The organism is Asticcacaulis sp. P2_C5 (assembly GCF_056404555.1).
In genome coordinates this window covers 80,338-93,300 of record NZ_JBFUDU010000012.1, presented here as the reverse complement: position 1 = coordinate 93,300, position 12,963 = coordinate 80,338, and the positions used below count along the sequence as shown (strand labels likewise).

The window sequence follows — 12,963 nt, the reverse complement described above, 5'->3', positions numbered from 1 at the left end:
TTGTCTATAATTGATCGGATGTGACCGATTGCTCAATTCAGCGATGGGCTGCGTTCGACATAGCGTTGCAGGACGCGGCTGTAATTGTCGTCAAACTGCACCGAGACGATGTCATCATAGGGGCATTCCTCCGCCTCATCGATCCAGTTGCCGCCCGGATCGACCGCTTTCAAGGTCACAGCGTCGTTGGTGATTTCGCTGATCAGTCCGACCTCGGCCTCGTCGTCGATCGACAGGACGACGAACTTGTTTTTCGGTGCCAGCGATTTGAACAGGGCCTCAAAGCCGGTCAGGTTAACCCAGCCGTAGCGCTTGGTCCGCTTGACGCTGTTGAACTCGATGATCTTCAACTGATCCTGCTGGTATTCGGAGACGTCGCAGCTTTCGACGGCGTCGAGGCGGATGACCATGGCGCCGTAGTCCTGCCATTCATAGATGGCCTGAAGCATGACGAAACTGTTGCTCAACCCGATGACAAAGCCTTCATGGCCACCGTCTTCGAGATTGAGACGGACATAGCTGCCGGTCTCCAGGGCCTGCTGGAGGTCGTTTTTGGCGGACATGATATTCAGGCTTTCAACAGTTGGGCGACGTGTTTAGCGAAATAGGTCAGTATGCCCGCGGCGCCGGCGCGCTTGAAGGCCAGAAGTGTTTCCATGACGCCGCGGTCGTGGTCCATATAGCCTTTTTCGACGGCGGCCATGATCATGGCATACTCGCCGCTGACCTGGTAAACAAATGTTGGAACGCGGAAAGTCTCCGATACGCGCTGCACGATGTCGAGATAGGGCAGGCCGGGCTTTACCATGACCATGTCGGCGCCTTCGGTGATATCGATCGAGACCTCGCGCAGGGCTTCGTCGCTGTTCGACGAGTCCATCTGGTAGGTCTTCTTGTCGCCTTTCAGCGCCTTGACGCCGATGGCATCGCGATAGGGCCCGTAAAACGCCGAAGCGTATTTGGCGGCGTAGGACATGATCAACGTATCCTGGTGGCCGGCCGCTTCCAGCGCCATGCGGATCGAACCGATGCGGCCATCCATCATGTCCGATGGGGCGACGATATCGGCGCCGCCGGCCACCTGGACCAGGGTCTGTTGGATCAGCATCTCGACCGTCGCGTCATTGACGATCTTGCCGTCGACCAGAAGCCCGTCATGACCGTGATCGGTATAGGGGTCCAGCGCCACATCGACCAGCAGGCCGATGTCCGGTACTTCGGACTTGATGGCGCGGCACACTGTCGGGATCAGGCCGTTGGGATCGATGGCGGCCCTGGCGTCGGCCGTGCGCAGACGTTCGTCGAGATGCGGAAACAGGGCCAGCACCTTGATGCCCAGGGCCTGGGCTTCCTTTGCTTCCTTCACCGCCTCGGCAATGCTGAGACGATCGACCCCCTGCAAGGACGTGATCGGCTCGCGCGCGACGTCGCGATCGTGGACGAAGATCGGCCAGATCAAATCTGACACATGCAGGCGATTCTCGGCGACCAGGTCGCGGACCCAGGCGGACTGGCGCAGGCGGCGCGGCCGGCCGGCAGGGAAGGGGGCAAGGATGGGATTGTAGCTCATGTGGCTCGCTTTAGGCCGATCAGGCCCTGGCTTCAAGGTCCTGCGCCATATCGGCCAGGGTTTCGACGGTATTCAGGTTGCGGGCTGTCATGTCGGCCTTAATACACTGGCCCAGCTTTTCGATCAGTTTCGACTGGCCGATCCCGTCCGGTGCATAGAAGTAGAAGGCTTCGTCAGTCAGGGCATAGTCTTCCGACTCAGCCTTCAATTGCTGCATGCGGTCGTTGTCGACCTTGCTGGCCGGCGCCTTGAGGAAGAAGACGTGTTGCGCCTTGCCCTTGTGTTCGTGGTCTCTGAACGGATTGGCGGCCATCAATTTTCGTATGCGCTCGTGGCCGATCAGTACCAACTTGGTTCTGAAGCCGAAATTCGCCTCCACCAGATCGAGGATCTCCTGCTCCAGTTCGGCTTCGCTCTTGTCCGAGCGGAAGACGACATTGCCGCTGGCGATATAGGTATTCACATCGGTCATGCCATGGGCTTCCATAAGCTTGACCAGGTCTTTCATGGGCATGCGGTTGCCGCCGATATTGATACCGCGAAAGAGTCCGATCCAGATTTTTCCAACTTTTGACATCGATCAAGGTCCTGCGACAAAAGGCATCATAAATTGCATTGGCATTTAACAGCGATTTGCCACAAACTGGCAAAATCTGCTGTATAAATGGACCAGTCGTTGAATTTTAAGACGGCTGCGTCTTGTATGTACAGGCTTGGCGGGCTATTTCGGCTCGAAAAGTGAGATATCAGTGCCGCGGGACCGGCGCCGGAGTTGGATAATGGATTATAATGCCGCTTTTGAGGCTGCTGTCGACCGGGTACGTTCCGAAGGCCGTTACCGCGTGTTCGCCAACCTGAAGCGTCACTGCGGTCAGTTTCCGCAGGCTACCTGGATTCGCGACGATGGTAGCGAACAGGACGTCACGGTGTGGTGTTCCAACGATTATCTCGGCCAGGGCCAGAACCCGGTCGTGCTCGACGCCATGCATAAGGCGATTGATGAAGTCGGCTCAGGCTCTGGCGGCACACGCAATATTTCCGGCACGACCTTCTACCATAATGCCCTCGAAGCCGAACTGGCCGACCTGCACCAGAAGGAAGCCGCCCTGGTCTTCACCTCCGGCTATGTCGCCAACGAAGCAGCACTGTCTACCCTGTACAAGATATTGCCGGGCCTGATCGTTTTTTCCGACGCCTTCAACCACGCCTCGATGATCGAAGGTATCCGCAACGGCCGCGGCGAACGTCATATCTATCGTCACAACGACCTTGAGCACCTCGAATCGCTTTTGGCCGCGGCGCCGGCCGATGCGCCGAAACTGGTCGCCTTTGAGTCGGTCTATTCGATGGACGGCGATATCTCCGATATCCGCGCCACGGTCGCCCTGGCCAAGAAGTACCACGCCCTGACCTATATCGACGAAGTCCACGCGGTCGGCATGTATGGCGAGCGCGGGGCAGGTGTCGCCGAACGCGACGGCATCATGGGCGAGATCGACATTATCGAAGGCACGCTGGGCAAGGCGTTCGGCATGATGGGCGGCTATATCGCGGGCAATGCCAATATTATCGACGCCATCCGCCTTTGGGCGTCAGGCTTTATCTTCACCACATCGCTGCCGCCGTCCATCATGGCCGGTGCCGCTGCCAGTGTGCGTTACCTGAAAGCCCACAACGAAAAGCGCATCGCCCATCAGGAACGCGCCCAGACCCTGATGGCGCGTTTCAAATCGGTCGGCATTCCGGTCTTCCCGTCGGTGTCGCATATCGTCCCGGTCCTTGTCGGCTCGGCCCTTCACTGCAAGATGATCTCGGATGTGCTGCTCAACGACTTCGGCATCTATGTCCAGCCGATCAACTACCCGACCGTACCCAAGGGGACCGAGCGCCTGCGCTTCACGCCGTCGCCGGACCACGACGACAAGATGATGGACCATCTGGTCCAGGCCATGGACAAGCTGTGGACGCACTGCAACGTTGCCCGCATGCCGGCGGTCGCCTAGGCCCCCTGAGGCGTCTGCGGACTTGCGCGAAACGGTGAGTCACACCACATTTAGTGCCATGTCGGAGATCTATCTCGAACTTCAGCGCAACGGCGCCTATCTGAAATGCACGGCAATCGACGCGGCTACCGCGGAGGAGGCCGTGGCCATCGGTCCGCTGAACGATCCCGAAGGTGTCAAGCGCCTGGCCGTGCTCAAGCTGAAGAATAAGCTAGCCGGCAAGAAGCCGGGCAAGCCTGGCATCAGCGTATGACGCTGTTTGAAGAGAACGCGGCAATCTTGAAGGACTTTGTTGCCCAAAGAGTGGAACTCTCGAGCCCGCGCGCAGTCGATTTTTCTTTCATCTTCCGTAGCAAAGCCATGGCGGAAATTTTTGCTGGCCAAGCGAAGCAGCAGGGTTTCAAGACTGAAGTCGAGGAGGTTGACGATCTCGACCTCCCTTGGGATGTCACCGTTACCACCGTGATGATTCCCACATGCCAAGTCATTACGGACATCGAGGAAAAACTGGGTGCGTTGGCCGTGACGTGCGAGGGCAGGGCGGACGGTTGGGGTTTCTTCGGCACCTGAGCGGGACACCGAACCTCAGATTCGTAGTCTGATGCTCTATCGTGTCGGCTAAGCCCTTGCCCCCGGCGGCCTATCGGCGTAAACGCTGCGTCATTCCTCTTTCCCATGCAAGCCACAGGATGTGCCCGTGAACGCTCCCGCGAATGCTTCGTCTTTCCGGCCGGAAGGCTTTTTCCATAACGACCTCGCCAATGCCGATGTGGCCGTGCTGCACGCCATCAAGGGCGAACTGCACCGCCAGCAGGAACAGATCGAACTGATCGCGTCGGAAAACATCGTCTCGAAGGCCGTCCTGGAAGCGCAAGGCTCCGTCCTGACCAATAAATACGCCGAAGGCTATCCCGGTCGACGCTATTATGGCGGCTGCGAATATGTCGATGAGGTCGAGAAGCTGGCCATCGAACGCGCCAAGCAGCTGTTCAACTGCAACTTCGCCAACGTCCAGCCGCACTCCGGCGCCCAGGCCAACCAGGCTGTCTTCTTCAGCCTGCTGCAACCCGGCGACACCTATATGGGCATGGACCTGGCCTGTGGCGGTCACCTGACCCACGGTTCGCCCGCCAACCAGTCGGGCAAGTGGTTTAAGGTCGTGCCCTATGGCGTGACCGAGGGCGAGAATGTCATCGACTACGACCAGGTCGCCGAACTGGCCCTGGCCAACAAGCCCAAGCTGATCATCGCGGGCGCTTCGAACTACAGCCGCAAGATCGACTTCAAGCGTTTCCGGGAAATCGCCGATTCGGTCGGCGCCTATCTGTTCGTCGACATGGCCCACTATGCCGGTCTGGTCGCCGGTGGCGCTTACCCCGATCCGCTGCCCCACGCCCATGTCGTCACCACCACGACACACAAGACGCTGCGCGGTCCGCGCGGCGGCATGATTCTCAGCAATGATGAAGCCCTGGGCAAGAAGATCAATTCGGCCGTCTTCCCGGGCCTGCAGGGCGGGCCCTTGATGCACGTCATTGCCGCCAAGGCTGTCGCCTTCGGCGAAGCGCTGCAACCGTCGTTCAAGTCCTACGCCAAGCAGGTCGTCGCCAATGCCCAGGTCCTGTCCGCCACGCTGATCGAGCGCGGCCTGGCCATCGTCACCGGCGGAACGGACAGCCACGTCATGTCGGTCGATCTGCGCCCCAAGGGCCAGACCGGCAAGGCGACCGAAGCCGCCCTAGAAGCCGCCTTCATCACCTGCAACAAGAACGGCATCCCTTACGACCCGCAGCCCTTCACCATTACCTCGGGCGTCCGTCTCGGCACCCCGGCCGGTACGACGCGCGGCTTTACCGAAGCCGAGTTCCGCGCCATCGGCCACCTGATCGCCGACGTCGTCGACGGCATGGCGTCGAACAGCGGCGAACCCGACCTGGCCGTCCAGGAAACCGTTCGCGGCAAGGTCAAGCAATTGACCGATCAGTTCCCCATATACGGCTGATTGAAACACGGCGACGGCCCCCCTAGACGGCCTCAAGGACAAGCATGCGCTGCCCATTTTGCGGTAATCCCGAAACCCAGGTGAAGGACTCACGGCCGTCGGAAGACGGTGGCGCCATTCGCCGTCGCCGGTCCTGTTCCGAATGCGGCGGGCGTTTCACCACGTTCGAGCGCGTGCAACTGCGCGATCTGATGATCGTCAAGCGTTCGGGGCGTCGTACGCCCTTCGATCGTTCGAAGCTTGAGCGGTCGGTTTCGATTGCGCTTCGCAAGCGACCTGTTGACCAGGATCGCATTGATCGGATGGTCTCGGGCATCGTCCGTCAACTGGAAAGCATGGGAGAAACCGACATCGCGTCGGAAACCGTCGGCGGCCTGGTGATGGAAGCCCTGCGTTCTCTCGACGTTGTGGCCTATGTCCGCTACGCCTCGGTCTATCGTGACTTCCGCGAGACGTCGGACTTCGCCAAGTTCCTCGGCGATGAGGGCCTGAACAAGATCCTGGAGCAGCCGCCGCAGACCCTGTCGCCTAAGGGCAATCCAATGCTCAAGGATCCGCCGCGCATCGATCGGGGTCTGGGCGAGCAAGACCTTTCTCCGACGGACGACGCGTGAGACCGCAGGTCACGCTGAAATTGGCGACCACGCTTGACGGGCGCATTGCCACGGCCGCCGGTGAAAGCCGCTGGATCACCGGTGAAGAGGCTCGGCGCTGCGTCCACGAACTTCGCGCCGGGCATGACGCCGTCCTGGTCGGTATCGAGACCGCGCTAAAGGACGACCCCGAACTGACCGTCCGTCTTCAGGGCTACGAAGGCTATCAGCCGACGCGCGTTATCCTGGACTCGCGGGCGCGTCTTCCGCTGAACGCCAAGGTGGTCCAGACGGCGCGGGTTATCCCGACCTATGTCGTGACAACGTCGGACCTGTCGCGCGAAATGCTGGCGGCCCAGGTCAAGCAGATCAAGGTGCCGTCAAAGCATCAGCGCGTCGATCTTGATGCGGCCCTGGACGCGCTTTACAACCATGGCATCGAGCGCCTGTTTGTCGAAGGCGGCGGCGTGGTGGCCACGGCTTTCCTGCGCGCGGGCTATGTCGACCGGCTTGAATGGTTCCGCAGCAGCACCATCTTGGGCGGGGATGCCCGGCCGGTCATCGGGCATCTCAACCTCGATCGCCTGGACCAGATCTACCGCTTTACGCGTCTGGGCGTCCAATCGGTCGGAGATGATCTCTGGGAAAGTTATGAATTGGCGTAAGCAGGAAGGTTTTTGCCCACAGATTAACACAGATTTTCGCAGATTTTTCAGTTCGCTATTTTGACAGGTCGGGCTTTGGCATGACTGTCGATCGCGAAGCGATCTTTTTGGCCTATGCGGCCTTAGGTGCAGGCCGGAGCTCTGAAAAATCTGAGAAAATCTGTGTTAATCTGTGGGGAAATAATCTTCGCTTCGTTGCGCAAAAGGTTGAGGACATAGTGTTTACGGGCATTATTACCAGCATGGGCACAGTGTCTGCCCTCGATAAATCGCCGAACGGCGTCCGCCTGACCATGAAGGTCGGCTTCGACCTTTCCGATGTCGCGCTCGGCGCCTCGATCAGCCATGCCGGTTGCTGCCTGACTGTGGTCACCATCCGCGAAGACGGCTACGACCTCGACGTCTCCAATGAAACTCTCAATGTCACCAACCTCAACCAATGGCAGGTCGGTACCCAGGTCAATCTCGAACGCGCGTTGAAGATCGGCGACGAACTGGGCGGCCATATCGTCTCCGGCCATGTCGACGGCCTGGCCGAGTTGCTCAGCGTGACCAAGGACGGTGACAGCTATCGTCTCAAATTCCGCGCGCCGGCGCCGCTGCATCGCTTTATCGCGCCAAAGGGCTCGGTGGCGCTGGACGGGATATCCCTGACCATCAACGAGGTTGAAGGCGATACGTTCGGGGTCAACATCATTCCGCACACCTGGCACTATACCACATTGTCGCAGACAGCCGTCGGCGGCGTTGTTAATCTTGAGGTTGACCGCCTGGCGCGCTATGCAGCCCGCTGGTTTGAAACTGAGTCCTGAAATGCCCCTGCACAGCGTCCCCAACGATCTCGACAGCCCGATCTCCTCCATCGAGGATATCCTGGAAGACGCCCGCAATGGCCGTCCCTATATCCTGGTCGACGCCGAAGACCGCGAGAATGAGGGCGACGTCGTCATCCCCGCCCAGATGGCGACGCCGGATGTCATCAACTTCATGGCGCGCTTTGCCCGCGGCCTGATCTGCCTGTCGATCACCGGTGAGCGTTCGAAAACCCTGCGTCTGCCGCCCATGGTTCACGACAACGGCGCGCGCAACGGCACGGCCTTCACCGTCTCGATTGAGGCCAAGGACGGCATCTCGACCGGTATCTCGCCCAAGGACCGCGCCCATACCATCGCGGTCGCCATCGATCCGACCAAGGATTCGCGCGATATCGTCTCGCCGGGCCACGTCTTCCCACTGGTCGCCCGCGAAGGCGGCGTCCTGGTCCGCGCCGGCCATACCGAAGCCGCCGTCGACATCTCGCGCATGGCGGGCCTCTATCCCGCCGGGGTGATCTGCGAGATCATCAATGACGACGGCACCATGGCGCGCCTGCCGGACCTGATCAAATTCGCCCAGCTCCACGGCATGAAGATCGGCACCATAGCCGACCTGATCGCCTATCGCCGCCGCACCGAACGCTTCGTCGATCGCGTCCTGGAACAGCCCTTTACCAGCCAATGGGGCGGCCAGTTCCGGCTGTTCGTCTATCGTAACCAGCTCGACGGCTCCGAACACCTGGCCCTGGCGACGCAGATGCCGCAGGCCGGAAAGCCGACCCTGGTTCGCATGCATCAGCTCGATATCGCTTCCGACGTCCTGGCCGGCCTGGGTATGGGCACGCGTGAGTCCTATGTCGAAAAAGCCATGCATCTGATGGCCGAACACGATGGACCGGCGGTCATGGTTCTGCTGCGCGATCCGGATCCGAAGGTCCTGTCCAACCGCTTCGGCGACAGCGAAACCGGGCCCGCCAGCCGCGGTTTGCGTGACTACGGCGTCGGCGCCCAGATCCTGCTCGATCTCGGGGTACGCGACATGATCGCCCTGTCCGGCACGCGACCGAAACCGGCTGCGCTTGAGGGTTACGGCTTAAGCATTATCGATTGGAAAACATTGTAGCTCGCCGGTTGCGTGAGATTTGGCTTTGTCGCAAAGCCTTTAAGCGCTATGGAGCCGCACTCCCTTCTTTTTCAACAGGACGACTCGCTTGTCTCAGGAAAATCCGCTCCGCCTTCTGATCGTCGAAAGCCGCTTCTACGACGACATTGCCGATGAACTCCTGGCCGGCGCCAAGGACGCGCTGGATGCGCACGGCGTCGCCTATGACGTCGTGACCGTGCCGGGCGCCTTCGAAATTCCCGCCGCCATCGCCATGGCCGAAGACGCCGGCCATCGCCCGATGGGCCGCGCCTATGACGGCTATGTCGCCCTGGGCTGCGTTATCCGCGGCGACACGACCCATTACGACTACGTCTGCAATGAATCAGCGCGCGGCCTGATGGACCTGAGCTACAAGCAGCGCCTGGCGATCGGTTACGGTATCCTGACGGTCGAAGACGAGGATCAGGCCTGGGTCCGCGCCCGTCGCTCGGAAGGCGACAAGGGTGGTACGGTCGCCAAGGTCTGCCTGACCATGATCGGCCTGCGCAAGTCGCTGATGGAGGGCTCGGTATGACCGACGCACCTAAACCCACCAGCCTGAAGGCCGTGATCGATCAGCTCAACACGCCGCAAGTCAAGTCCCTGACCCAACGCGACAAGCGCGCCCGCACCGTGGCGCGTCTCGTCCTGGTCCAGGCCCTGTACCAGATGGAGCTGACCGGCACCGGCGTCGAAACCGTCATCCGCGAATTTGCCGACTACCGTTTCGATGGCGACCTCGACGGCGAACCCCTGGCGGCGGCCGACGAAGCCTTCTTTGCCGAAGGTGCGCGCGCCATTGTCGCAGAGCAGGGCGTGATCGATCCGCTGATTACGGGGCGCCTGGCCAACAACTGGCGGCTCGAACGGCTGGACACGACGGTCCGCGCCATCCTGCGCGCCGGCACCTGGGAGCTGAAGTTCCGTCCCGACGTCGGGCTTGAAGTGGTGATCAACGAATATGTCGAAATCGCCCGGGCCTTCTTCGGCGAAACCGAGGCCCGCTTTGTCAATGCCGCCCTCGACGGCGTTGCCAAGGACGCCCGCAAGTAAGTGAAATTGCTGAGGTAGTGTCTTACTTTGCCCACCCCGCGTGCGGGGAGGGTGGCGCGAAGCGCCGGGCGGCGCACTTTCTTCCTTACGTTCACGGCTTTTTGCACTTAGAAATTCCCCTATCCGGGGTAAACTCGACTGTTTTCATGGCGGAGTTCGCTAATGAGTGAGCATCACGACGAGTTCTCCATCATCGATCATTTGTTCAAGCCGCTGGCGGGCTTAAGCCGCGAGGCGAGGGGGCTGATGGACGATGTCGCTGTCATCGCCGCCGATGCCAACCACGATCTGGTCATCAGTACCGATGCCCTGGTCGCCGGCGTCCATTTTTTCGAACACGATCCGCTCGACCTGGTGGCGCGCAAGCTGATCCGCGTCAATCTGTCGGATATCATCGCCAAGGGTGCGACACCCTTCGGCTATCAACTGGTCACCGCCTGGCCGCGCGGCACCACCTATTCCGAAAAGCAGGACTTTGTCCGCGGCCTGAAGATCGAGCAGGACCGCTTCGGTCTTGACCTGTTTGGCGGCGACACGGTCTCGACCTATGGCCCTTTGCACGTTTCCATGACCATTTTCGGCCGCGTGGCGCCAGGTCGCGCCCTGTCCCGCCTTGGGGCGCGGCCGGGCGACAAGGTGCTGATCAGCGGCTATATCGGCCAGGGCTATCTCGGCCTGAAAGCGCTGCAGGGCTTGCTGGTCGGTGTATCGCATGCCGATTGCAATGAGGTCATCGAATCCTATCATCTGCCCGAAATCCGTCTTGATTTGATTACTCCCCTGCGTGACCACGCGCGCGCCAGCATGGATGTATCCGACGGGCTCCTGGCCGACGCCGACCATATGGCGCGGGCCAACAAGCTGATGATCCGCCTTGACCTCAACAAGGTGCCGACGTCGCTGGCGGCGCGGGCCGCCATTGCCGCCGGTCTCAGCCCGGTCGAACTGGTGACCGGCGGGGACGATTATCAGATACTGTGCACAGCCGACGACGCAGGCGCCCGGGCGCTGATCATGTCGGGATTTTATGAAATCGGCACCTGTCTCGGCCTGTCGGAAGATACGCCGGCCGGCGCCGAACTGTGGGCGGATGGTCGCCGCATCGAGGTCTCGGACAAGGGTTTCAAACACCCGCTCTGAACGCCGGTTTCGCAACCGCAACATTTCCTGTTTATTGGAAATTTACAAAGACCATATCGATTCCGCCGCCTGATCGGATTGTCCGAGGCTTCCACCTCCAGTACTCATAGGCCAGACGCTGGAGGCGTTATCATGAAAAAATTTCCGCTCTATATGACCGTTGCCGGCCTGACCCTGGCCATGCTGGCCCCGACATTAGCCATGGCCCAGGACAACGACCTGCGTAGCTATGACGGCTACTGCTATGCCAAGAAGAAGGAAGCCCAACGCAACGGCACGATTATCGGTGCGGTGATTGGTGGCCTGGTCGGCAGCCAGGTGTCGAAGAACGAACGCGGCCTCGGTACGGTAGGTGGTGCGGTTATCGGCGGCGTTATCGGCAACCAGGCCGGCAAGAGCAGCGTCAAATGCTATAACGGCGAATACTATTCCTATCAGGGTTCGTACTACGATCCGGCGCCGGCCCCGTCCGGTTACACCACGGTTTATTATCGTCAGCGCCCGCCGCAGACCTATTATTCGACCGTCTATTATGATCGCTATCACCACACCAGCCCGGGCCCCTGGGGCTACCAGGACGCGTGGCGCGATGACGGTCAGAACCCCTATGGCTGGCGCGATGACCATGGCAACTGGCACGACGGCCAGCGCAACCACCACAAGCGGAATCACCACGACAATGGTCGCCACAATGGCCATGACCGCCACTGATCTCCCAGGTTTCTCCCGGTAAACTCGCCCTTCGGATCAAAAATCCGGAGGGTTTTTTTCTTGCAGAAAACTTATCGCCACAATGGTTAATACGCTGTTCAGCCAAATTGCGCAGGTGATGGCCTGAGCCTAACCTTGGGGCCATAAGGCGAGGCCCATTGGCTTCGATACAGATCGGAGTTTGGTTCAATGACGCGTATCTGGACTCTATCCGCAGCAGCAGGGGTGATCATCGCGGCCGCATTCGCTCTGCCAGCCGCTGCCCAAAACTATTCGCAAGACTATGACAACACCTATTATCATAACGAAAGTTGCTACGATCGCGACCAGGAGGCCACCGGTGGCGGTGTCGTGGCCGGCGCGGTTGTGGGTGGCGCCGTCGGCGGCCCCGTCGGCGCGGTTGTCGGTGCGGCGGTGGGCGGCAGCGCGGGCGACGACAGCGTCGACTGCCGCTATGAGCGCTACGAAGACGGCAATGGCTATGACCGCTACGGCGACGGCTATGGCCGCGGCCGGGACGGCGGTCAGGGTGATTACCGCGACGGATACCGCGACGGTTATCATGACCGCGACAACTACGACCGCCGCCTGAACGGTATGGATCGCGGCTACCACGCCGATGGATACTATTACCGCCGCTCGACCTACCGGGAGGGCTATTACGACCGTTATGGCGTCTGGCACAGCAGCTATGACACCAGCCGTCGCAACCGCTACTAATGAAAGGACCCGACCATGACATTCTTATCCCACGGTACAAAGCTGGCGGTTGCCGTTTTCGGCGCGGCCCTGCTGCTCCCGGCCGCCACCATGGCGCAGGACTATGACGGCTACTGCTATCAACGCAAGAAGGACGCCGGCCACAAGGGTGCCATTATCGGCGCCATCATCGGCGGCGCGATCGGCAGCCAGGTTTCGAAGAACGAGCGCGGCCTGGGTACGGTCGGCGGTGCGGTGATTGGTGGTTCGATCGGCCATAACGCCGGCAAGAACAGCGTAAAATGCTATAATGGCCAGTATTATTCCTACGAGAACGGCTATTACGACCCGCCGCCCGCACCGGACGGTTATGGCGTCGTCTACTACAACAGCCGCCCCAGCCGTGACTATTACGACTCGGTCGAGACGCGTCAAGCCTATCGCGACGGCTATGACCGCGGATACCGCTCCGGCCGCAGCAACCGCGACGGATGGTATGATGACGACGGTTACTGGCACGAAGGCCGCCGGTAAGGCACAAAAGGCCGTGGTGAAAGCGAAAAGCCCT

Annotated in this window: 16 protein-coding genes and 1 pseudogene; 14 read left to right on the top strand and 3 right to left on the bottom strand. The window is 60.4% G+C overall.

What is annotated here, in order from left to right:
* Window positions 1–32 precede the first annotated feature (32 nt).
* The 3 genes from AC1DXO_RS20145 to AC1DXO_RS20135 are packed head-to-tail and all read right to left on the bottom strand — an operon-like array spanning window position 33 to window position 2,147.
* Entirely contained in the window at window positions 33–563 is a 531-nt protein-coding gene (locus AC1DXO_RS20145; protein ID WP_476979977.1) for a hypothetical protein, read from the bottom strand.
* 5 nt (window positions 564–568) lie between these two features.
* Window positions 569–1,570 carry a porphobilinogen synthase gene (hemB, locus tag AC1DXO_RS20140; RefSeq protein WP_476979976.1) on the bottom strand — a complete coding sequence of 334 codons (1,002 nt, stop codon included), beginning with the start codon at window positions 1,568–1,570 and terminating at the stop codon, window positions 569–571.
* A 19-nt stretch (window positions 1,571–1,589) separates the two neighbouring features.
* Window positions 1,590–2,147 (bottom strand): DUF1697 domain-containing protein, encoded by a 558-nt coding sequence (locus AC1DXO_RS20135; RefSeq protein WP_476979975.1) that lies wholly within the window; start codon window positions 2,145–2,147, stop codon window positions 1,590–1,592.
* 202 nt (window positions 2,148–2,349) lie between these two features.
* Here AC1DXO_RS20135 and hemA point away from each other — a divergent pair, with 202 nt between their 5' ends.
* The 14 genes and pseudogenes from hemA to AC1DXO_RS20065 all read left to right on the top strand — a co-directional run bounded on the left by hemA (window position 2,350) and on the right by AC1DXO_RS20065 (window position 12,929).
* Window positions 2,350–3,573, top strand: a complete 1,224-nt coding sequence (gene hemA / locus AC1DXO_RS20130) for a 5-aminolevulinate synthase (protein WP_476979974.1) — start codon at window positions 2,350–2,352, stop codon at window positions 3,571–3,573.
* Window positions 3,574–3,595: 22 nt separating this feature from the next.
* Complete coding sequence (locus AC1DXO_RS20125) at window positions 3,596–3,826, top strand: DUF6898 family protein (RefSeq protein WP_476979973.1); 231 nt, start codon at window positions 3,596–3,598, stop codon at window positions 3,824–3,826.
* Window positions 3,823–4,143 (top strand): ribonuclease E inhibitor RraB, encoded by a 321-nt coding sequence (locus AC1DXO_RS20120; protein WP_476979972.1) that lies wholly within the window; start codon window positions 3,823–3,825, stop codon window positions 4,141–4,143. Before AC1DXO_RS20125 ends, AC1DXO_RS20120 begins: the two co-directional genes overlap by 4 nt.
* 127 nt (window positions 4,144–4,270) lie before the next feature.
* Complete coding sequence (glyA, locus tag AC1DXO_RS20115) at window positions 4,271–5,575, top strand: serine hydroxymethyltransferase (protein WP_476979971.1); 1,305 nt, start codon at window positions 4,271–4,273, stop codon at window positions 5,573–5,575.
* 44 nt (window positions 5,576–5,619) lie between these two features.
* Window positions 5,620–6,069: pseudogene (gene nrdR / locus AC1DXO_RS20110) on the top strand (transcriptional regulator NrdR); the annotation flags it as partial.
* 116 nt (window positions 6,070–6,185) lie between these two features.
* Window positions 6,186–6,833: a RibD family protein gene (locus AC1DXO_RS20105; RefSeq protein WP_476979970.1), complete on the top strand. Its 648-nt coding sequence runs from the start codon at window positions 6,186–6,188 to the stop codon at window positions 6,831–6,833.
* A 218-nt stretch (window positions 6,834–7,051) separates the two neighbouring features.
* On the top strand, window positions 7,052–7,645 hold the full coding sequence (locus AC1DXO_RS20100) for a riboflavin synthase (protein WP_476979969.1): 594 nt from the start codon (window positions 7,052–7,054) through the stop codon (window positions 7,643–7,645).
* A gap of 1 nt (window position 7,646) precedes the next feature.
* Window positions 7,647–8,771, top strand: a complete 1,125-nt coding sequence (ribB, locus tag AC1DXO_RS20095) for a 3,4-dihydroxy-2-butanone-4-phosphate synthase (protein WP_476979968.1) — start codon at window positions 7,647–7,649, stop codon at window positions 8,769–8,771.
* Between the two features lie 88 nt (window positions 8,772–8,859).
* Window positions 8,860–9,327, top strand: coding sequence for a 6,7-dimethyl-8-ribityllumazine synthase (locus AC1DXO_RS20090; RefSeq protein WP_476979967.1), 468 nt, complete (start codon window positions 8,860–8,862; stop codon window positions 9,325–9,327).
* Window positions 9,324–9,845 carry a transcription antitermination factor NusB gene (gene nusB, locus AC1DXO_RS20085; RefSeq protein ID WP_476979966.1) on the top strand — a complete coding sequence of 174 codons (522 nt, stop codon included), beginning with the start codon at window positions 9,324–9,326 and terminating at the stop codon, window positions 9,843–9,845. The genes AC1DXO_RS20090 and nusB overlap by 4 nt, the downstream gene beginning before the upstream one ends.
* A 162-nt stretch (window positions 9,846–10,007) precedes the next feature.
* Entirely contained in the window at window positions 10,008–10,985 is a 978-nt protein-coding gene (gene thiL, locus AC1DXO_RS20080; protein ID WP_476979965.1) for a thiamine-phosphate kinase, read from the top strand.
* 132 nt (window positions 10,986–11,117) lie between these two features.
* Entirely contained in the window at window positions 11,118–11,696 is a 579-nt protein-coding gene (locus AC1DXO_RS20075; RefSeq protein WP_476979964.1) for a glycine zipper 2TM domain-containing protein, read from the top strand.
* 189 nt (window positions 11,697–11,885) lie between these two features.
* Window positions 11,886–12,416, top strand: a complete 531-nt coding sequence (locus tag AC1DXO_RS20070) for a hypothetical protein (protein WP_476979963.1) — start codon at window positions 11,886–11,888, stop codon at window positions 12,414–12,416.
* A 15-nt stretch (window positions 12,417–12,431) separates the two neighbouring features.
* Window positions 12,432–12,929: a glycine zipper 2TM domain-containing protein gene (locus tag AC1DXO_RS20065; protein ID WP_476979962.1), complete on the top strand. Its 498-nt coding sequence runs from the start codon at window positions 12,432–12,434 to the stop codon at window positions 12,927–12,929.
* Window positions 12,930–12,963 lie beyond the last annotated feature (34 nt).